At 34.9% G+C, this 20,317-nt stretch carries 18 protein-coding genes and 1 pseudogene; 11 read left to right on the top strand and 8 right to left on the bottom strand.

What is annotated here, in order from left to right; translation table 11 throughout:
- The first annotated feature begins 280 nt into the window (after positions 1-280).
- The 3 genes from pruA to BW983_RS00955 all read left to right on the top strand — a co-directional run bounded on the left by pruA (position 281) and on the right by BW983_RS00955 (position 2,973).
- On the top strand, positions 281-1,906 hold the full coding sequence (pruA, locus tag BW983_RS00965) for an L-glutamate gamma-semialdehyde dehydrogenase (protein ID WP_076549202.1): 1,626 nt from the start codon (positions 281-283) through the stop codon (positions 1,904-1,906).
- 290 nt (positions 1,907-2,196) lie between these two features.
- Entirely contained in the window at positions 2,197-2,415 is a 219-nt protein-coding gene (locus BW983_RS00960; RefSeq protein ID WP_076549200.1) for a cytochrome C551, read from the top strand.
- Between the two features lie 357 nt (positions 2,416-2,772).
- Positions 2,773-2,973, top strand: a complete 201-nt coding sequence (locus tag BW983_RS00955) for a hypothetical protein (RefSeq protein ID WP_076549198.1) — start codon at positions 2,773-2,775, stop codon at positions 2,971-2,973.
- A 390-nt stretch (positions 2,974-3,363) separates the two neighbouring features.
- On the opposite strand, the gene BW983_RS00950 is transcribed toward BW983_RS00955, so the two are convergent.
- Positions 3,364-4,992 carry an AraC family transcriptional regulator gene (locus BW983_RS00950; RefSeq protein ID WP_076549195.1) on the bottom strand — a complete coding sequence of 543 codons (1,629 nt, stop codon included), beginning with the start codon at positions 4,990-4,992 and terminating at the stop codon, positions 3,364-3,366.
- A 293-nt stretch (positions 4,993-5,285) separates the two neighbouring features.
- Here BW983_RS00950 and BW983_RS00945 point away from each other — a divergent pair, with 293 nt between their 5' ends.
- Entirely contained in the window at positions 5,286-6,446 is a 1,161-nt protein-coding gene (locus BW983_RS00945; RefSeq protein ID WP_076549193.1) for a thioredoxin family protein, read from the top strand.
- Between the two features lie 70 nt (positions 6,447-6,516).
- Here BW983_RS00945 and BW983_RS00940 read toward each other — a convergent pair.
- A pseudogene (locus BW983_RS00940) lies at positions 6,517-7,538 on the bottom strand (3-oxoacyl-ACP synthase III family protein).
- A 73-nt stretch (positions 7,539-7,611) separates the two neighbouring features.
- Between BW983_RS00940 and BW983_RS00935 the strand changes: the two are divergent.
- Both BW983_RS00935 and BW983_RS00930 read left to right on the top strand, forming a co-directional pair.
- Positions 7,612-8,511: a magnesium transporter CorA family protein gene (locus BW983_RS00935; RefSeq protein ID WP_076549192.1), complete on the top strand. Its 900-nt coding sequence runs from the start codon at positions 7,612-7,614 to the stop codon at positions 8,509-8,511.
- A gap of 168 nt (positions 8,512-8,679) precedes the next feature.
- Positions 8,680-10,266 carry a patatin-like phospholipase family protein gene (locus tag BW983_RS00930; RefSeq protein WP_076549190.1) on the top strand — a complete coding sequence of 529 codons (1,587 nt, stop codon included), beginning with the start codon at positions 8,680-8,682 and terminating at the stop codon, positions 10,264-10,266.
- A gap of 44 nt (positions 10,267-10,310) precedes the next feature.
- Here BW983_RS00930 and BW983_RS00925 read toward each other — a convergent pair whose 3' ends face one another.
- A complete protein-coding gene (locus BW983_RS00925; RefSeq protein ID WP_076549188.1) occupies positions 10,311-10,841 on the bottom strand; it encodes an NAD(P)H-dependent oxidoreductase in 531 nt (176 codons plus the stop codon).
- A gap of 91 nt (positions 10,842-10,932) precedes the next feature.
- Here BW983_RS00925 and BW983_RS00920 point away from each other — a divergent pair, with 91 nt between their 5' ends.
- Positions 10,933-11,310: a winged helix-turn-helix transcriptional regulator gene (locus BW983_RS00920; protein WP_076549187.1), complete on the top strand. Its 378-nt coding sequence runs from the start codon at positions 10,933-10,935 to the stop codon at positions 11,308-11,310.
- A gap of 119 nt (positions 11,311-11,429) precedes the next feature.
- Positions 11,430-11,939, top strand: a complete 510-nt coding sequence (locus tag BW983_RS00915; protein WP_076549185.1) for a hypothetical protein — start codon at positions 11,430-11,432, stop codon at positions 11,937-11,939.
- A 117-nt stretch (positions 11,940-12,056) separates the two neighbouring features.
- On the opposite strand, the gene BW983_RS00910 is transcribed toward BW983_RS00915, so the two are convergent.
- Entirely contained in the window at positions 12,057-12,608 is a 552-nt protein-coding gene (locus tag BW983_RS00910; protein WP_076549182.1) for a DNA-3-methyladenine glycosylase I, read from the bottom strand.
- 309 nt (positions 12,609-12,917) lie between these two features.
- Between BW983_RS00910 and BW983_RS00905 the strand changes: the two genes are divergently transcribed.
- The 3 genes from BW983_RS00905 to BW983_RS00895 are packed head-to-tail and all read left to right on the top strand — an operon-like array spanning position 12,918 to position 15,296.
- A complete protein-coding gene (locus BW983_RS00905; protein ID WP_076549181.1) occupies positions 12,918-13,832 on the top strand; it encodes an alpha/beta hydrolase in 915 nt (304 codons plus the stop codon).
- 17 nt (positions 13,833-13,849) lie between these two features.
- Positions 13,850-14,227 carry a hypothetical protein gene (locus tag BW983_RS00900; RefSeq protein ID WP_076549179.1) on the top strand — a complete coding sequence of 126 codons (378 nt, stop codon included), beginning with the start codon at positions 13,850-13,852 and terminating at the stop codon, positions 14,225-14,227.
- A gap of 52 nt (positions 14,228-14,279) precedes the next feature.
- Positions 14,280-15,296, top strand: a complete 1,017-nt coding sequence (locus tag BW983_RS00895; RefSeq protein ID WP_076549177.1) for a TQO small subunit DoxD — start codon at positions 14,280-14,282, stop codon at positions 15,294-15,296.
- Between the two features lie 194 nt (positions 15,297-15,490).
- Here BW983_RS00895 and BW983_RS00890 read toward each other — a convergent pair whose 3' ends face one another.
- From BW983_RS00890 to BW983_RS00875, 4 genes are all read right to left on the bottom strand, one after another.
- Positions 15,491-17,068 (bottom strand): DHA2 family efflux MFS transporter permease subunit, encoded by a 1,578-nt coding sequence (locus tag BW983_RS00890; protein ID WP_076549176.1) that lies wholly within the window; start codon positions 17,066-17,068, stop codon positions 15,491-15,493.
- Between the two features lie 144 nt (positions 17,069-17,212).
- Positions 17,213-18,316, bottom strand: a complete 1,104-nt coding sequence (locus BW983_RS00885; RefSeq protein ID WP_076549174.1) for an HlyD family secretion protein — start codon at positions 18,314-18,316, stop codon at positions 17,213-17,215.
- A gap of 16 nt (positions 18,317-18,332) precedes the next feature.
- Positions 18,333-19,649: a TolC family protein gene (locus BW983_RS00880; RefSeq protein WP_076549172.1), complete on the bottom strand. Its 1,317-nt coding sequence runs from the start codon at positions 19,647-19,649 to the stop codon at positions 18,333-18,335.
- A complete protein-coding gene (locus BW983_RS00875; protein WP_076549170.1) occupies positions 19,633-20,259 on the bottom strand; it encodes a TetR/AcrR family transcriptional regulator in 627 nt (208 codons plus the stop codon). Before BW983_RS00875 ends, BW983_RS00880 begins: the two co-directional genes overlap by 17 nt.
- Positions 20,260-20,317 lie beyond the last annotated feature (58 nt).

Below are 20,317 nucleotides of genomic sequence, written 5' to 3'. Positions count from 1 at the left end.
ACAACTATTAAGAGTATATTATCAACTATGACAAATATATCTTTGTCCTTATTCCAATAATTATCACAAATCTATATGTTTTTTGTTTCTCTATAACATATTAAACAAATTCAATATAAATATTTAATTTTCATCATCAAAAAAGCGATATATAATAACATTATCAAGTAAATAAAGTTTATTTAACAAAAATACATGGGATTTTTTCTTTCTTTATAATTATCGTAAATTTGTATACCAACATACTTATTTAATTTAATAAAAAATAATAAAACGTAATATGTCAAAAGCAATTTCGCAAGTACCATTAGCGGTAAACGAGCCGGTAAATTCATATGTACCGGGATCTCCAGAAGTTAAAAGCCTTATCAATACTTATAAAAAAATGTGGGCTGAAAGGGTAGAAATTCCAATGATCATCAACGGAAAGGAAGTAAAAACTGATAACAAAGTACAGCTTCAGTCTCCTCAGGATCATGCTCACGACTTCGGATTTTACTACCAAGGTGGTATGCAGCATGTAGATGACGCTATTAATGCGGCATTGGCAGCTAAAGAAGCATGGAATGCGCTAGGTTGGGAACAACGTGCAGCTATTTTCTTAAAGGCAGCTGATTTATTGGCTGGTCCTTACAGAGATGTAATCAATGCAGCTACAATGATCGGACAGTCGAAGAATGTTCACCAGGCTGAGATTGATTCTGCTTGTGAGTTCATCGATTTCTTAAGATTCAATGTAGAGTTCATGACAGAAATGTATTCTGAGCAGCCAGTTTCTGACAACGGAATCTGGAACCGCGTAGAGTACAGACCATTAGAAGGATTCTGTTTTGCAGTAACTCCTTTCAACTTTACAGCAATTTCAGGAAACCTTCCTACTTGTATGGCAATGTTAGGAAACGTTGTCGTATGGAAGCCTTCTGATAAGCAGGTTTACTCTGCAAAAGTAATCATGGATGTATTAATCGAGGCTGGTCTTCCTGCTGGGGTTATCAACATGATCTTTACAGATGGTAAAGAAACTGCTGAAAAGGTATTGGCTCACAGAGATTTTGCAGGTCTTCACTTCACAGGTTCTACGAAGGTGTTCCAGGGAATGTGGAAAATGATCGGTGATAATATCCACAACTACAGAACATATCCAAGAATTGTTGGAGAAACTGGTGGTAAAGACTTTGTAATTGCTCACCCATCTGCTAACGTAGAAGCAGTAGCTACTGCTTTAGTAAGAGGTGCTTTCGAATATCAAGGACAGAAATGTTCTGCGGCTTCAAGAGCTTATGTTCCTAAGTCTCTTTGGGCTGATGTGAAAAAAGTAATGGAAGCTCAAATGGCTACTATTAAAATCGGTTCTCCTGAAGATCCATCAAACTTCGTAAACGCGGTAATCGACAAAAATTCTTTCGAAAAATGTAAAGGATACATCGACAGAGCAAATGCTTCTGGTGAAGCTACTGTAGCTATCGGTGGAACTTGTGATAATTCTAAAGGATGGTTTGTACACCCAACAGTGATCGAAACTACAAATCCTCAATACGAAAGTATGGTAGAAGAAATCTTCGGACCAATCTTATCTGTATTTGTTTATGAAGATGCAGACTGGAAAGAAACTCTTAAAGTAGTGGATTCTTCTTCTCCTTATTCATTAACTGGTTCCGTATTCTCTCAAGACCGTTATGCAATTGCTGAAGCTTACAAGGCATTAGAAAATGCATCTGGTAACTTCTACATCAACGACAAACCAACTGGTGCTGTAGTAGGGCAACAACCTTTCGGTGGTGGTAGAGCTTCTGGAACTAATGATAAAGCAGGTTCTAAAATGAACCTTCTTAGATGGACATCTGTAAGAAGCGTGAAAGAAACATTTGTTTCTCCAAAAGACTACAAATACCCATATTTAGGATAATAAATAATGAGTAATAGGTAATAGTAATTATTATCTATTCTTACAATACAGCCTCGGAATTTCGGTTTCGGGGCTTTTTTATGGGATGTTACGAGGTACGGGATTTAAGGTTTAAGGTTAATTATAGTTATAAAAAGTATTTTAGCCCACGTACATTCTAATACTCTCCCACCCTTTCACTCCACCTTACCTAACATCTTTTAACAAACTATACCTATATTTTACGACTTCAATACCCTTGTTAGGAATAATAGTTGTTTTTTCATCACTACACCCCAAAATAAAATTGTATGAAAAAGTTATTGTTAACAGCCGTTGGAATAGGATTATTTGCAGTGAGCTGTGGAACCAAAGAGTCATCAATGTCAACCAGTAATCGGGATTCGGTAAATGTAGAGAATACACAGACTGCATCACCTGCTACAACAGATACTATGACTACAAAAATGAAGAATCCGGACAGCATTAAAATGAAAAAGGATTCGATGGCAACACATCCTGCCAAATAGTATTAAATACGTTTAATTTAAAAATGGAAAATCTGTAGTTCAAAGCGCTGCAGATTTTTTTTTGATGAAAAGCTAAAGAATAAATGGTTTAATTTAATTATTGAAATGATATATTGAGATTTGGACTAAAGCCAGATGGATGTTGATTATATGAGAGCGGGCTAAAGCCCGCTCCTATTGATGTTGATATCTGGATAATGATAAAAGGATAATAATAAATGTTTAATGACAAGATCTTTTATCTTTTATCTTTTATCTTTTATCTTTTATCTTTTATCTTTTATCTTTTATCTTTTATCTTTTATCTATCATAAAATCATTATATTTGATCAACACCAACCATAAAAAAGTATTATTATGAAAAAACTATGGATAGGAGCAATTCTTGGACTTCTTTTCCTTGGAAGTTGTGCTCAGAACAAAGAAAAAAGAGAGGAATACAAAGATGCTCATAATAAAGAATCTATAAGAAATAGTATGGGAGATTCTGCCGTGGCAAATTCTAAGCCGTCACCGGATACTTTAAAAATCAAAACCGACAGTACGAAAACTAAATAAAATCGCAAATCCACAGACTTTCTGTGGATTTGCACTTAAAAAAACTTGACTGAAAAAAAACCGGGCAATCAACCCCGATTATATGGTATGATTTATATTCCTTATCAGAATATTCTATGACATAAAAGAGGAACAGTGACTATCTCATGAAAACAAAACATGTACATGTTCCATATCTAAAGTTCCATGGTTTGGCTTGTTGTAGGATTTTAATCATCGCTTTTTATTTCAGGAAAAAAAGGATTCCTTCAAAAATAAAAGAGATAAGATGTAATATGAATGTAATCATTTCCGTAAAACTGTCGCAAAGATATAGCAGCTGCACTCTTACGAAAAACAATAGGTTATCCATTTTCATGAAAAATGGTAAGATAGCATGAAAAATGCTACTTATTCTTTATCATTTTCACGAAAATGAACATTTTTATCTGATTGATTTTCAGCGTCAAGATACTTAATATATGATGATGGAGAAAGATCTGTAACTGCCTTGAATACAGCAGCAAATTTACTGTGAGACGAAAAGCCACATTCATCAGCAAGGATACTGATCTTGTATTGTCTGTACTTCTCATCATTGATAAGTTTATCTACAATATAATTGATTCTTAACCTGTTGATATACGTTTTAAAATCTGCACTTTTATGCTGATTGATTACATAAGAAAGATACTTCGTATTGGTATTGAGCTCACCGGCAAGGAAAGAAAGAGACATTCCCTTATTGTTATAAAGATCTCCTTTTTCAAAGTTTTCAAGAAGCTCAAGCAGTTTAGTTTCCGTTTCAGAAGTCATCAGAGAATCATTTCTTTTTCGGTCTGTTTCACTGTCTTTTTCCTCAATTTCCTCTACGGATATATTCGAAAACTCTGAATTATCAGACTGCCTTATCATCTGACTTCGATGACTACTAATCATATTAATCTGGCTTCTTATAATATTCCTAAGTTTTGAACGTTGCTTTTTTTGTTTGGTTCTGATAAATATAATCAATCCCACTAATGAAACAAAAAGTACAATAATAGTCGCATTTTTTGCGATGTTCATTTGTCCGGTTTTCCCGGTTTTTGCAACTGAAATATTTGTCTTACCTGTGAAAGCCTGATTACGGGCTGCAATACTGTCGTAGGCTCTTACATATTTTACAGCATAAAGTGAGGCTTTATAATTATCTCCGGTTCCTTCATAATAATCATTGATATTGGAGTACACAGCTTTTTTAAGTTTTAAACTTCTTGAAGTGTCTGCAATTTTCTCTGCTTTTTTTAGATATACTTCAGCGTCTTTCCAGTTCTTTTGTTTTACACGAATTCCACCCAGTCCATTATAAACCAGTCCAAGAGTGCAGCTTCCTGCTTTAAGCAATTCTTCTGCTTTTCTATAGTAACTTTCAGAGGTTTTATAATCATCCAGTTTAAAGTAAACATCTCCCAATAATTGATAAGAAGCTGCCTCTGTACGATCTTCAATCTTACTGTTTATTTTTTCAAAATTCTTTAGTGAAAGCTGGATGTGGTCTATAGCATTAGTATAATTTCCCACTTCCATTTCATAGAAAGCCATTTCCTGATTTAGTAGCCCTTCAGCTTCATTTTTCATTTGAAAATCGGGGATTTTTCCGGCTGCTACAAGCCCTTTGAAGATGTATTTTTTTGCTCTTTCGTATAACCCTACCTGTCTATATTGTCTCGCCAATAATCTGCTTACACTTGCCATCCGTTCTGCATCATTACTCTGATTAACTAATGAATGTGCATTTTCACTGTAACATATGGCTTTTTTGATTTCTCCTGCGTGGTGATAAAGTTCTGATGATAGCATAAGGCTTTTTACCTTTTCTGAGGGCTTATTTGCAGACATATAAAGGGAATCTGCTGTTTTTATAGCTTTTGATAAGTCTTTATATGCGGTAATGGTAGATGTTCTTTCACAAGCCTGGTCGAAGCTGTTCTTTTTTTGGGCAAATATGGGGATTGCTGTGATCAGCAAAAACAAAAGTTTCAGTAGATTATTAGACATAAAAAAACAAATTATTATTCTTATAATAATTCATCATTTTTTCACGAGTGTCTTTTTGTTTTTTACAAAACTACTAATATTTTGCTTTTAATTAAAATATTCTGCTGAAATTTAATCATTTAACTAAAATAGTGATTTACATTAATTTTAACAATATCCTTAAAACAATAGACGATTATCTTTCATAGAAGCCTAAATCTGTATTAAAAACAAAGTTCTCTGATAATTATTTTCAATGTGAACTGCTCAAATGTCATCATATTTATTACATTTGCAGGGAATAAAAAGTTTATATGAAAAAATTAACAATACTTTCAGCTCTATTTATAGGTGTGTTTGCATGGGCGCAGGGCATCAAATTCGAGGAAGGAAACTTCGCTTCTATTCTTGCTAAAGCAAAAAAGGAAAACAAACTGGTTTTTATTGATGCTTATGCTTCATGGTGTGGACCATGTAAACTTATGGTGAAAAATATTTTCCCGCTTCAATCTGTGGGTGATTATTATAATTCTCATTTCATCAATGCTAAAATTGATATGGAAAAAGGCGAAGGAATTGAGATTGCAAAGAAATATAATGTAAAAGCATTCCCAACATATCTATTCATTGACGGAAATGGTGAAGCTGTACATAGAACATTAGGATATGTGGAAGAAAAAGATTTCATTCAGTTTGCAAAAGATGCCGGAGATCCAAGCAAAAGACTTACTTCTTTAAAGCTTCAGTTTGAAAAAGGAGAAAAAAATCCTGAGTTCTTAAAGAATCTTGCGATGCTTACTATGTACAATGATAGTGAATTTGCAGGTAAGGTAATGAACCGTTATTTCGAACAGAAAGCGACTCTTGACCAGGAAGATATTCAAATGCTTATTGCCGGAACACAAAGTACGGAAAGCCCTTTGTATAAAATCTTCCAAAACAAAAAAGCTGACTTTATTAAGCTTTTTCCTGGAGACCAGTATGAAAAACTGGATAAAAACATAAAACTGAATACAGTTGCTAAAAAAGCATACAATGCTGATACAAAAACATGGGATGATGCTTATTTTATGTCAGCAACACAATCATTTTTAAGCAAAGAGGAAGCTGATAAAATTCTGAAGAGAATGAAGGCAAACAGAGCCTTAAAAAACAAGGATATTCCAACTTATGAAAAACTAACGCTTGATCTTTATAAGGACTATTCTACAGCAAAATCTGATGAATTGAATTCTCTTGCGTGGAATTTCTTTGAAAATGTAAGTAATAAAACGTCTTTGGAAAAGGCAATTGCATGGGCACAGGAATCTGTAAAGAAAGATCAGAATTATGCCAATACGGATACACTGGCAAATCTTTATAACAAGGTTGGGGACAAAAAAAATGCAAAAATGTGGGCTGAAAAGGCGATTGAACTGGCAAAAAGTGCAGGACAGGATTCCTCTGATACTGAAACATTATTGAAAAGCCTTTAATTAACAATTAATGATAAAATAAAAACCGCAGAGTGATCTGCGGTTTTTTATTTTTTATGAAAGCCTGATATTAATATTCAAATAATACACTTCCCCAGGTAAATCCGCTTCCGAAAGCAGAAAGAAGTACTAAATCACCTCTTTTGATTTTCCCTTGTTCAATTGCCTCACTTAAAGCAATTGGAATGGAAGCTGCCGTCGTATTTCCGTATTTCTGGATATTGTTGAAGATCTTTTCATCTGGTAATCCGAACTTCTGCTGAACAAATTGAGCAATTCTAAGGTTTGCCTGATGTGGAATAAACATATCAAGGTCTTCAATTGTTTTTCCTGCCTTGTTTAAGGCTTCCATCATCGTTTCCGGGAATCTGGTAACAGCGTGCTTGAATACAAAGTTTCCGTTCATAATCGGATACACTTCCTTATCCGTTACATTTTCAGGATCTTTTCTCATTCTGTCGCTCCATCCGAACTTAGAACCTGGGAACTGAGTACAAAGATCGTCTGCATATTTACCTTCAGAATGCATATTTACAGCTAAAATATCACCAGCATTTTCATCCTCGTAGCAGAAAGTACGATTGCTCCTGCCCCGTCACCGAAAATAACAGAAACACCTCTTCCTTCATCAGAAAAATCCAGTCCAAAAGAATGAACCTCTGCTCCTACAACAAGAATATTTTTGTATATCCCTGATTTGATAAATGCATTTGCCACACTCATAGAATATACAAACCCTGAACACTGGTTTCTTACATCTAAAGCTCCAATTGTATCACATCCCAGCATATCCTGAAGCAAAACACCACATCCAGGGAAATAATAATCCGGCGAAAGGGTTGCGAAAATAATATAATCGATATCTTTTGAGGTAAGCCCCGCATTCTGAATTGCTTTTTCAGATGCTTTGAAACCTAAATAAGCGCTGGTTTCCTGAGAATCATACCTGTTTTTTCTGTGTCTTCGTTCCTTGATGCCTGTTCTTTCCGTAATCCATTCATCATTAGTAGTCATTAGTTTGGCTAAATCATCATTTGTAACAACGTTATCAGGAACATAAAATCCTACTCCTTTTATTGTACTTTTAATCATATAGTTTTATAATTTTGGCAAAGATAAAACTTATTTAAAACATAGTATTTCAAAATATTAGTATTTTTACTTTATGCCAATTAATACGATATACAGAAGCACCCACTGTGAATGGGTAGATGTAGAGGCTCCTACCGCAGAAGACCTTAAGTTTCTTCATGAACGATATGAAATCAACAACCTTCTTCTGGAAGACACTATAGACCCCAATCACTTACCTAAATATGAAGAAGATGGAAATGTAAAATTCTTCCTTCTTCGTGAAAGCACCGAGCTTGAAAGGAAAAACCTGAATACCATCAGTGATATCAGTACGAAGATCGCCATATTTATCCTTGATAAAACGATTATCACTATCCATAGGATGAAAACCAGAAGTATTACTGAGACGAAAAAGCAACTTTCGCTTTCACAGGAAGAAATGACTCCTCAGAAAATTGCTTTAATGATCACGATTCTGATTATGAAAAGCTTCGATGATGAATCAATCAGTCTATTGGAAACCATGGACAATATTGAGAATGAGATTTTTCTGAAGAATACCAATCATACCAGCCAGATCCGAAGATTATATAAATTAAAACGAAAATCGGGGCTGAATTCCCGGGTATTGGTCATTTCTACGGACGCTATTGATAAATTTAAGCTTTTAGATTTACAGGACTCTGAAATAGTGGATTTAAAAGACAAACATAAGGATGTAGTTGCCGATTTTGATCATTTGAATATACAGATCACCAACCTTATTTCGATGTTCCTGGCACTATCTGATCAGAAAGCCAACCAAGTCATGAAGGTTTTGGCTATTTATTCTGTCTACTTCTTACCAATTACCTTTATCGCAGGAGTTTACGGAATGAACTTTGACTTTATGCCAGAGCTTCATCATAAATATGGTTATTTTATCACATTAGGAGCAATGGCAACGGTAGTTATCAGTACATTTATTTATGTGAGACGTAAGCAGTGGTGATTTAGTCTATCGTAGATTACGCTACGCTTTGTGCTTGTTTGTGGAAAATTTGTGTTTAAAGAATTTGCTGCAACAACTGCATAAATAGTCTTTTGATTTCCAAATAAACAGTAATTTAGTGACTGCTTACTAGGTTAATAAAAACCTGCCATTACCAAACAAATCACTATGAAAACTGAAGATCTTAAGACTATTCTGGAAGACCAATCTCTTTCGCAGACATCAAAAGATAAGCTTATTGCGCTGCATGAGAACATTTCTACAAAAGAATTTTCTGATCTTTTGGATGCATATGGGAATCAGTATATAGAATTTGTACAGGAAGGCGGCGGTGTTTGGGGCAGCGCATTGGTGGGTTACCTTTACGGACTGGAAATCTTTGGAATCCGTTTTCTGAAAGTTGCTGGGACGAGTGCAGGAGCGATCAATACCATGCTTATTGCAGCCTGCAAAACTAAGGAAGAAGCCAAAAGTGAACTGATTAAAGATGTTCTTTTCAGTTGGGATTTTGCGGATTTTATGGATGGTAAAACCTATGTAAAAACTACACTCCATGGAATGTTGAATAACAAGAATTTCTTTAAAATCAACGCGATTATTGCGGCTATTTTATTCATTATTCTCGTCAGTATTCCTTTTGCTGCTCCATCCAATAGTATTTTGGGTGCTAAGCTGATGTTTTTAATTCCTTTGGTTCCGGCTATCATCCTTTTTTTCTGTATCAAAAAACTGTATCATAATTTCACAAAAGAAAACAGCGGACTTAATCCCGGAAATATTTTTCTGAATACGATGAAAAATGCTTTGGATAATTTCGGAGTTAAAACTGTGGCTAGTCTTAATGAAAAGTTTATTCAGAAAGAACATGATCTCAATCTCAATTACCGCTATGGAAACGAACAGGAATACTATACAGCCGCTTTAAACAATATTGAAAAAATTAAGACTAAAAACCTTGAACATATTGATCAGACAAGGTATAAGATCTTTTATGACAGTGCTGTAAATAACGATTATTACAAAAACAATCCTTTTTATTTACTTCAATCTGAATATGTGATTGTTACTACAGACATCAATGCTAAAATCAAAGTAGAGCTTCCTACAATGGCAAATTTATATTGGTCTGAAGAAGAATTGAAACACGCCAGCCCTGCAGAATTTGTAAGAGCCTCCATGTCTGTACCTTTTTTCTTTGAACCTTTCCAGAAACGGATTGATAAGAATGAAAGTTCTGTGAAATATGCATGGAGGTTCTGGATGAATACTAAACAGGAAGACATCAATCCCGTTGGGGTTTTCATTGATGGAGGAAGTATTTCCAATTTTCCTATAGACCTATTCCATGCGGATGAAGTTTTTTATCCCAGAATGCCACTTTTTGGAGTACAATTAACCAGTGATTCTGACATTCTTTCTGATAAGGGAAAAACGAGTGAAGAAATTCTTAAAACACCCTTCAGCTACGCTGGAAATATCATCAGCACATTAAAAGGATTTAATGATAAAACTTTTCTTACCAAACATACTTTCTACCGCTTATACAGCATCCAGACAGTCAATTGTGGTACCAGCAGCTGGCTTAATTTCTTTATGAAAAGAGAAGAAAAAGAGGAACTTTTCAACCGAGGGTTTCAGGCAGCACTTGATTTCTTAAACCAATTTGATTGGGAAAAATACAAGTATGAACGAATGATGCTGACCATGAAAGAGAAAAAAATATTGAAAGAAGAAGATACGCCTACGGTGGGATAGGAATCTATCTGAAAAAGACATCCAAATAGATTCCCATTATTTTTTTATAAATTATCTAAAAATTCAAGATACATCGGAACACTTTTTCCAATCCATTCATCTGAAGGATCGCGCTCTATACCATAGTAAACAAAAGGTTCTTCATATTCTGCCTTAATATAATCAAAGGTCAGTTCATAAGGTCTGAGAAGTTCCTTCATAGTATATTTATATTTTCCTGAAGCAGAATATACATCTTCATCTATTCCGGCAGTAACAGCTAAAGTCATTTTTTTTCCGGCAAGCTTATAGCCACTATTGCTTCCATATGCCCAACCATATAAAATAACCTCATCCAGCCATTGCTTCAAAAGAGGTGGGCTGCTGAACCAGTAAAAAGGAAACTGGAAAACAATGTTATCATGAGCCTCCATAATCTCCTGCTCTTTAGCAACATTGATTTTTCCATCAGGATAGGCTTTATACAATTGATGAACAGTGTATTTTTCCGGGTGTTTATTTAATTCTTCAATCCACCTTTTGTTAATAACAGATTCTTCTATATCAGGGTGAGTGACAATAATTAATGTTTTCATTATGTTTAAATTTCTACAACAAAAATATTACATATTACTTACATTTCGTACATTAGCAACCTATTGTAGGGTACTATAAAAAATGTAAGTAATGACTAAAATAAAGGAAACCTCAACCAATTTTGCCAATAAAAAAGCTCTTGCAGACGAATGTCCGGAAGTTTATGCATCTAATATTATTGGTGGGCAGTGGGCGCTTGCCATCTGTTGTTACCTCGTCAATGGTAAAATGAGATTTGGGGAATTAAAGAAACGACTTCAGAATATTACAGAACGTATGTTAACACTACAACTTCGCAGATTAGAAGAGGATAAAATTATTACAAGAACAGTATATGCCGAAGTTCCACCACGAGTAGAATATGAACTTACAGAAATTGGGTATAAATTGAAACCTATTATTCTTGAATTTGAAAAATGGGGAAAAGCACACAAACAATTAATCGAACAATCATCCGAAGAAGAATAGAAGTCTGAATCTTTAAAACAAAATATAAAACATATAAATACAACAATTTAAAAGTAAATTATACTTCATTTTATTATTTTATGTAAATTTAATAACCAACAATCACACAAATTAATATCATGAAAAACCTGACTTTTTTATTTTCCCTCACAACAGTTTTCTTGCTAGGAATCTCAGCAAATGCACAAAAGATTTCTGATGGTCAAACCATAGACGTTAATGGTATGAGTGTCACCTTCAATATTCTCAACAAAGAAAGCGTTGAATCAGGTGGCAAGCAATATGATCGATATAAAGTTTCTGCTTCTGTGAAAAATAAATCTGATAAAGGATACAATATCAGATTATCTGCTTTTCCTCAGATTGTAAGCAATATAGGATTGGTAGAATTAGATTGTATTAATGCAACCGGTGCAAGACTTACTTCTAAAAAGATTGAGCTGAAAATGAAGGCTCAGATGATCAACGTGACTTATTCTGCCTATGATAAATCAGGAAAGTTTACTACAAGTACAATCCCTGTGACTGGAAGTTATTATTTTGATCCGGGAGATACTATTGATGATAATGCTATTTTTATTGTCCCTCAAGGTGAAAAACCTGATGTTACCGTAAGAAGCTTAAAGTAAAAGTTACTCTTACAGTTCAAACTTATTTTCTATGTGCCTATGTGGTAATTTTTCAACTATATAGGCACATAAATATTTGCTCAGAATTATTTGTACATTCGTGACATCTGAAACTTTCTATTTCTTTTTCCACAAAGGATTTTGTTCCAATACTTTTGTATGAATTGGACAGGTCTCATGATGTGCGCCTTTCAGATAACCTGTACTCATCAGGAATTCATTTACGATCTCACCGCCTGTAAACTTGAATGTTTTCTTGAAAAGTTTCATCCATTCCGGCAATGTTTTGGGGTGATGATGCTCCAGCCATTTTTCAAATGAACCGAATTCTTTTTGCAGTTCAATAATTGCCTTTGCATTTTCAATTGCCGCATTCACTTTCAGTTTATTTCTGACAATTCCACTATCGCTCAAAAGCCTCTCACGGTCTTCTTCTGTGTAAGCCGCTATTTTTTGAATATCAAAGTTATCATAAGCCTTTCTAAAGCTTTCTTCCTTTTTTAAAACAGTTTCCCAGCTCAGCCCTGCCTGATTAATTTCCAAAATAAGCCTTCCGAACAATTCATTATCATCATGAATTGGAAATCCGTAATAATTATCGTGATAGTTTTTGTGCAGTTCTTTTCTGCTTTCAGGCTGCATTCCGTCTATTGCCAAACAATAACTCATTGAAGTTTTTTTTAATATCGGGATAAAGATAAGGCAGCTTTGTGACAACTGTTAGTCAGTAGGACTTATTTTTTAAAACAAAAGAAGATGGAAGTTAAAAAAGTTTGAAATTACCTCTGATAATTTATTCAATAAACTATTTTCCAAGTTATCCGTAAAATCACAATTGAAGGTGTGAAAATTCCTATCCTTTGGAAGGGTGGCGAAAATTCAAAGAATTTTTGACAGGGTGGTTTACAACATTCCGCCATAAAATTCTCCTCAATACTTCAGAAATATTAATTAGATTAGCAACCTCAAATACCAGCTATGAAATCATTTCTATCTCTTCTGTTTTCTTTATTCATAATTTCAGTGTACGCTCAGAATATTTATTCAAAAGCTTATGGAAGTCAACAGAATCCAGCTGTTATTTTTATTCATGGCGGACCCAGTGGAAATGCAACTTTATTTGAAGGAACAACCGCTCAAAATCTTGCTGATAAAGGATTTTATGTCATTGTATATGACAGACGCGGTGAAGGACGCTCAAAGGATGAGAATGCCACGATGACTTTTAAGGAAAGTTTTGATGATTTGAATCAAATTTATAATACCTATCATCTCAAAAAAGCACACATACTCACCCATAGCTTTGGAGGAATCATCGGAACTCTTTTTACTCATCAATTTACTGAAAAAGTAAAAACTTTAACTTTAGCCGGAGCATTATTTACCCAACAGGAAACGTATAATCATATTCTGAATCAGGCAAAAGAACACTTCAAAAACGATCCGGTTCAATTAAAGGAAATTTCTGAAGTAGAAAGTCTTGATAAAAACTCTGCAGCTTACAGAAAAAGATGTTACGAAATAGCAGGAAAAATGAACTTTTTTGATATGCCCATCCCTACTCCGGAAAGTGAAAGTTTGAGAAAACAATATAAAGATGGTGAGTTTTATAAAAACAACATCAGAAATGCCAATTCGCCCATTACATTTTATCAAAATGAAAAACGTAATAACCTTGATAATACAAGTGTTTTAAAAGAAATCAAAAGAAAAGGTATTCCCATCTTCGCTGTTTATGGAAAAAATGATGGAATATTCTCTCAAAAACAGTTGAATAACCTTAAAAATATTGTCAGAAAAGATAATTTTAAACTTATAGATAACTGTTCTCACTATTTATTTGTAGATCAGCAGAATGAATTTTTGAAATTTATTGAGCAGAAATTAAAATAAAGTGTAGTTTTGTAGCAATGTCAGACACCAAGATCCATATGAAGACCTACAAAGCCATCATAATGATGCTTATATTAGCGTTTTCATTATCTCCGTGTTCTGTAAAAAGGAATGTTCTTGATATTTTTGACATTCAGTATATCAGTGGCTTAAATAAGGTTAAAACAACATCTAATCTTGCATCAAGCTGTGATTTCACCTCTATTTCCTCTAAAATATCGGTTTCAAAAACAGTAATTAAAGCTAAACATTCTAATGCCTTTTTGGACTTTACTGCTTCTGTGAAAAATATCCAGGAAGGAAATCTTACTTTTAACGACTATTCAGGGCATACTACCGGAAACAGCCCACCGAAATATATTTTATTTAAAAGACTGAAATTAAATCTGGTTTAAAAAACTTTTTAATCCATTACAATCAGTTTTTTACAATATAATATTAATTTCAATGAAACATACTACAAACAGTCAGTCTTCTAATCTGGCTGGTTTATATACTTTATCCCTCCGTATGGTTATCGGATGGACTTATTTTTCTGCTTTCTGGCGCAGACTTATCCTTGAAAACAAGCTTATTCCTGATGAAAAAGGATATATCGGTGAAAAGTTTAATCATTTTTTACCCAATGCTTTAGGAATAAAACCTATAATCGAATATCTGGTTACTCACCCTGATGCGTTACAAAGATCTATGATGATGTTTACTATCATTGAGGCTATTGTAGGATTATTTATTATCCTTGGACTGTTTACCCGATTGATGAGCATTGGTATTTTCAGTCTTGCTTTGGGAATTTTATTAGGTTCGGGCTGGTTGGGAACTACCTGTCTGGATGAATGGCAAATCGGGGTTTTGGGAGTTGCAGGCGGCTTTGTTTTGTTCCTTAGCGGAAGTGGTGATTATTCTCTTGACAATTATTTGATAAGGAAAAATAAGACTTTTACTCAAACGAAGTGGTTTCAATGGCTGGGATCCGGAAAACTTCCTATTTCTCAACCTAAAGTTTTTGTATTAATAGGTTCTCTTATTATTTTCGGGCTTACACTTTACACCAATCAGTATTTTCATGGCGGTGTCTGGGGAACTTTACACAATAAGTCTGTAAAACCGAAACTTGAAATCTCAAATATTTCGCATAATAATTCAGATTTAAAATTTGAGGTCTATAGAACAGAAGGCGCAGATGTATATGGTTCTTTCCTCATAGGGATTCACATTCTGGATAAAAACGGAAAGATTTTAAAAGAAATAGATCATAAAGAGCTTTCAAAGTTCTCCAAAGATAATATCAAAAACCATTATGTAGCCAAAGTGAAACCAGGGAAGCACAGTCTTGTTATTCCATTGGGGGCAAAAGCAGATATGAATATTAGGATTAATGATATTATTCAAAAAGACGCGATCCATACTTTAAAACTGATTGACATCAGTGGGCTTGAATGGGTACAAGCCATACAGCAATAGTTTATAAACAAATGTTTTTAAATTTTGGCTAAAGCCGAATGGATGTGGGAATTTATAATGAGAACGGGCTAAAACCCGCTCCTATTGATATTGATATTGATATTGATATTGATATTGATATTGATTAACAGAGAAATATCCATATTTTCATTTACAAAAAAACCTCCGATATTCTCGGAGGTTTTGATTAAAATTTAGTGCATGGCTTCACTCAAATCTATCTTTTCTTTACTTTTTCTTTCTTTAATAAATAAGATAAACGGAATACATATTAAAAATATTACCCCGAGGTAAAGAAATACATCCATATAAGACAATACAGTTGCCTGTTTGGTTACGGATAGATCAAGCATTTTATAAGCTGCATTCAGTGCTGCATCAGGTGTCATTCCTTTTGCTATAAAGTTTGCTTTTAAAGCATTAATTCTTTGCTGAACTTCAAAACTATTTGAATCCAGATGGGAAATCAAATTATTCCTGTATGTCTGCCCGGCATTCGCAATAAAGGTTGTGATGGCTGCAATCCCAAAAGATCCGCCCAGCTGTCTCATCATCCCTGTAAAGGCTGCTCCCTGTCCGATTTCCTGACCTTTCAAAGTACTTAATGATAGTGAGGTAATTGGAATAAATAATAGTCCTAAACCAGCACCTCTCACAATAAGCATCCAGAAGAAGGCTTCTTTACTTGTATCAGGAGTTAGAATTTTATACCCCCAGAAGCTATAGATAAAGAAGATGAACAGTCCCAGAGAAACCAAGATCTGCTGTTTTGCACCTTTCGTTAACAATTTTCCGATAATCGGCATCATGAAAGCTGTTGTCAATGCTGCCGGAATCATCAATGCTCCCGACTGAAGTGCCGTCCACCCCAAAATACTCTGTGTATAAAGCGGAACGATAAATGTAGATCCATACAACCCAAATCCCAACACAAACGACATCACCGTTCCGATTCTTAAGTTTCCATTTTTTAATACCCTGAGCTCTACAATCGGATATTTAAAAGTAAGTTCCCGCCAAAGGAATAATATAAATCCTAATACGGCTGCCACTGTAAAGGCTACGATCATTCCACTTTCAAACCAGTCTTCTTCATGACCTCTCTCCAGGATGAACTGTAATGAACCTACCGTTACTGCCAACAAAGCAATACCAATCCAGTCTACATCTGAAACTCTACGTTTTTCTGCATATTTTGGACTTCTTACGAACTGAAGCGTCATTAAAGTTGCTGCAATCCCGATCGGAATATTGATATAGAAAATATACGGCCAGCTATAATTATCAACGATGTATCCTCCCAGCGGTGGTCCCAATGTAGGACCAATGATTACTCCCAATCCATAAATCGCCTGAGCCATACTTCTTTTTTCAATAGGGTAAGACTCTGTGATGATTGTCTGTGAGGTTACTAAAAGGGCTCCCCCACCAATTCCCTGCATCAGTCTGAAAAATACCAATTCCCAGATATTCGTTGCGTTTCCGCAGAGGAATGAAAATATGGTAAATATGATAATGGAAGCTGCAAAGTAATTTCTACGTCCGAACTGCTGAGAAAGCCAGCTGGTCATCGGTACGATAATTACGTTTCCGATCGCATAGGCAGTAATCACCCAGCCCACTTCTGAAAGTGTAGCCCCAAGGTTACCCTTCATTTCATTAAGGGCAACGTTCACAATCGTGGAGTCCACAATCTCAAGCAGAGCACAAAGAATTGCTGTGATCGTAATGATCACTCTTCGGGCTCCATATTCTACTAATGAATCTTGCATAAGTTTTTTACGATGTTAAAAAGCCAATGATCAATTTTGATTCGTAATAGATAATGAATTTTAAAGCAGCCTATTTTATTTAATGCCACAAAATACATTCACTATTCATAACGAGGTTAATTGACTTTTAAACAGTTTTAAGTATTATTTCAATGAAACTTCTGCTTTCACATTCATTCCTGTTCTTAATCTTTTTGCGATATTCTTATCAAGATTTACAAAATCGATTTTTACAGGAAGTCTCTGTACTACTTTTACGAAGTTACCACTCGCATTATCCGGAGGAAGAATAGAGAATGTAGCACCGGTAGCCGGAGAGAATGAACTTACCACTCCATCAAATTCTTTATCAGGGAAAGCATCAATTTCAATTTTCACTTTTTGTCCTTCCACCATTTTATCTACCTGTGTTTCTTTAAAGTTTGCCACTACCCATTTCTGGTCGTTTTTAACCAAAGAAAACAACTGAGCTCCCGCCTGTAAATACTGACCTGCCTGTGTAGATACTTTTCCAACATATCCGTCTTCAGGAGCTAAAATTACTGTGTATGATAAGTTTAATCTCGCGTTTTCTACATCCACCTCTCTTTGCTTTGCAACAGAATTCGCAACGCTAATTTGTTGAGAGCTTGCTGCTGTCTGAGAAGAAGCGATGGTAGTCTGCTGAGCAATTTGGTTTCTTTGCTCTACCAATACCTGAAGTTGTTTATCCGCAGATTGTTTTGCTGCTAAAGCCTGCTCATATTGCTGTTCCGTAATAGAATGATCTTTTACAAGGTTTGCATATCTTTTTAAATCCTGAGACGTTTTCCAAACATTTACTTTTGCTGCTTCAATCTGTGCATTTGCTGTAGCTACTGCTGCTTCAGAGCTGTTGATATTCTTAGAAGTAGCTGTTGTAGTAGCTTCTGCTGTAGAGATATTGCTTTTTGCAGTTGTTAAAGCCGCCTGAGATTGTTCAAGAGCCATTTTCTGATCTCTGTTGTCTAAGATGACAAGGGTATCTCCTTTCTTTACGAATTGGTTATCCTTTACCTTCACCTCAGCTACATATCCTGAAATTTTGGAAATTACCGGTGCCATATTGGATGTAATCTGAGCATCGTCAGTTTCTTCATGATACTGTCCGTAGCTATATGCTCTGTAACCATAGATACCTCCTCCGATTACTACAGCTGCTAAAATGATAGGAAAAACTAAGCTTTTTTTCTTTTTAGGTTCAACTGCCTGTGTATTATTATTTTCCATTTTGGTTTCGATCTGATTATTTAAATGTTAAAGTACCTGTTGTTTGTAATAGTTTTCTGTAAGCTAAAGCTGCGTCTGCTTTTGCATTGATTACTCCAACGTTAGCTGCAATCTGAGCTGCATCTGCATCCAGTAATTCTGTCATGGTTGCAAGACCGTTGTCGTATTTATTTTTTGTAATTCTGTAGTTTTCATTAGCCTGTTCAGCTGATTTCTCAAAAACCGCGATTCTTTTATGAGAGTAATCGTTATTCTGATATTCTCTGTTTACGTCAAGCTTAATGTTATCATTCAGTAGTTCATCGGTAGCAGCAAGTTGTTTTTCTCTCGCCTGAGACTGTTTTAATGATGAATTTTCTTTCCAGATATTGGATAGATTATACGAAAGTCCGATTCCTACATTCACAGCATTGTAAACTGTAAGAAATTTAGGAATATCTGCTGCTACATATCCACCTGTAAATGCCAATGAAGGAAGGTTTTCTGCTTTTGCTGCCTTTGTTCCCAATTCTGCAGCTTTTCTTTGCTGAGCCAAAGCCTGAAGATCTTTACGGTTTTCTCGGGCTTCATTCACATAGAAATTAACGGGCTTCACTTCCGCACCTTCTTCAATATAGTTCTCATCCACTTCAAGCTCTGTAGTTTCAGAAAGTCCTAATAACAAATCCATATTGATATTGGCAATATTGTAGTTGTTTTTAGCTTCAAGTAACTGAAGTTCAATATTGGATGTCTGAAGATTCGCTTTTAATCTGTCATTTCTGGCGATCAATCCGTTATTTTCCATTTTCATGAAAGTCTCATCTCTCTTTTGAGAAGCGGCAAGATTTTCTTCAAAAACTTTGATGGATTGATTGGCTTTAAACAAATTATTATACGCCTGGGCAACGTTGTAAGCAATGGCTATTTTGTCATTTTCCGTACTTAATTTTGAAGCTTCTACCAGATATTTTGCGGACTGAATTCCGTATTTTATCCTTCCACCACTATAGATCGGAACACTTAAATTAGCAGAACCATACACTACCTGATGTATTTCCGGACCTCCTGCTCCACCGGAAACTCCCGGAAGTTTAATATCTACGTTTGGCTTTATCGGAAGATACATATAGCTTCCTGAAATCTTCAATTCGGGAAGTTGTCTGTTCTTAGCTTCCAAAAGGTCAGCTGTAGCCTCTTCGATCTTGGCTGCATCGATCTTGAGATTTTTGCTGTTCTGGATTCCCAGCTGCACAGCTTCATCAAGAGAAAGGGTCTTTTTCTCCTGAGCATTTGCATTTGCTATCCCTACGAATAGTGATAATGCAATCACTGAGTTATTTATTCTCTTCATAACCTAAAAGGTCTTTTAGTAAATGTTTTATATGTCTATTAAGTTCTGTATAAAATTTTTCGTCAAAAGTTTCCTCATCATCTGTATCATTCAGGAATTCCTTGTACATTTCTTTGGCATTGAATGCATAAAAAAGAGTTCCGCTTATAGTAGAATGAAGCAGATAAATAGGAGGATTTTTTGTAAAAACGCCACTCTTCAGCCCGCTTTCCAGTATTCTGGAATACATAGAAAGGAATGACATTTTGGTTTCTTTCAAAAATGCTACGATCTGTGGATTGTCTGTGTGAAGCTGTTCACGCTGCATGATCCTGTAAAAACATTTCTGGGTTCTTATCCTGTTTGAAAACTGATCTATTATTTTTTCAATCTTTTGCCAGTCATTAAGGTCAGTTCTTCCTACAATATCCCTTGAGAAAAACTGTCCTTCATTCATTCTGTATTCTACTAATTTTTCATAAAGTTTTTCCTTAGATCCAAAATAGTAAGAGATCATAGAGATATTTACATTTGCTGCCTTGGATATTTCCCTGGTAGAAGTTCCGTCAAAACCCTTTTCAGCAAAGAGTTTTTCTGCAGCAAATAATATATTTTCTTCTTTTGAAATCATATCACTTCCATTTTTCAGGGGGCAAATTTACATAAGTTTTTCATAAAATCAAACGATT

The organism is Chryseobacterium ureilyticum, from assembly GCF_900156735.1.
In the GTDB taxonomy this organism is placed as follows: domain Bacteria; phylum Bacteroidota; class Bacteroidia; order Flavobacteriales; family Weeksellaceae; genus Chryseobacterium; species Chryseobacterium ureilyticum.
The sequence above is the reverse complement of the archived record's forward strand: the minus strand, read 5'-3'. Positions and strand labels throughout refer to the sequence as shown.

Bases quoted from the DNA above. Each gene is read 5' to 3' on its own strand.
- pruA (WP_076549202.1), top strand. From the start codon at position 281: ATGTCAAAAGCAATTTCGCAAGTACCATTAGCGGTAAACGAGCCGGTA.
- BW983_RS00960 (WP_076549200.1), top strand. From the start codon at position 2,197: ATGAAAAAGTTATTGTTAACAGCCGTTGGAATAGGATTATTTGCAGTG.
- BW983_RS00955 (WP_076549198.1), top strand. From the start codon at position 2,773: ATGAAAAAACTATGGATAGGAGCAATTCTTGGACTTCTTTTCCTTGGA.
- BW983_RS00950 (WP_076549195.1), bottom strand. From the start codon at position 4,992: ATGTCTAATAATCTACTGAAACTTTTGTTTTTGCTGATCACAGCAATC.
- BW983_RS00945 (WP_076549193.1), top strand. From the start codon at position 5,286: ATGAAAAAATTAACAATACTTTCAGCTCTATTTATAGGTGTGTTTGCA.
- BW983_RS00935 (WP_076549192.1), top strand. From the start codon at position 7,612: ATGCCAATTAATACGATATACAGAAGCACCCACTGTGAATGGGTAGAT.
- BW983_RS00930 (WP_076549190.1), top strand. From the start codon at position 8,680: ATGAAAACTGAAGATCTTAAGACTATTCTGGAAGACCAATCTCTTTCG.
- BW983_RS00925 (WP_076549188.1), bottom strand. From the start codon at position 10,841: ATGAAAACATTAATTATTGTCACTCACCCTGATATAGAAGAATCTGTT.
- BW983_RS00920 (WP_076549187.1), top strand. From the start codon at position 10,933: ATGACTAAAATAAAGGAAACCTCAACCAATTTTGCCAATAAAAAAGCT.
- BW983_RS00915 (WP_076549185.1), top strand. From the start codon at position 11,430: ATGAAAAACCTGACTTTTTTATTTTCCCTCACAACAGTTTTCTTGCTA.
- BW983_RS00910 (WP_076549182.1), bottom strand. From the start codon at position 12,608: ATGAGTTATTGTTTGGCAATAGACGGAATGCAGCCTGAAAGCAGAAAA.
- BW983_RS00905 (WP_076549181.1), top strand. From the start codon at position 12,918: ATGAAATCATTTCTATCTCTTCTGTTTTCTTTATTCATAATTTCAGTG.
- BW983_RS00900 (WP_076549179.1), top strand. From the start codon at position 13,850: ATGTCAGACACCAAGATCCATATGAAGACCTACAAAGCCATCATAATG.
- BW983_RS00895 (WP_076549177.1), top strand. From the start codon at position 14,280: ATGAAACATACTACAAACAGTCAGTCTTCTAATCTGGCTGGTTTATAT.
- BW983_RS00890 (WP_076549176.1), bottom strand. From the start codon at position 17,068: ATGCAAGATTCATTAGTAGAATATGGAGCCCGAAGAGTGATCATTACG.
- BW983_RS00885 (WP_076549174.1), bottom strand. From the start codon at position 18,316: ATGGAAAATAATAATACACAGGCAGTTGAACCTAAAAAGAAAAAAAGC.
- BW983_RS00880 (WP_076549172.1), bottom strand. From the start codon at position 19,649: ATGAAGAGAATAAATAACTCAGTGATTGCATTATCACTATTCGTAGGG.
- BW983_RS00875 (WP_076549170.1), bottom strand. From the start codon at position 20,259: ATGATTTCAAAAGAAGAAAATATATTATTTGCTGCAGAAAAACTCTTT.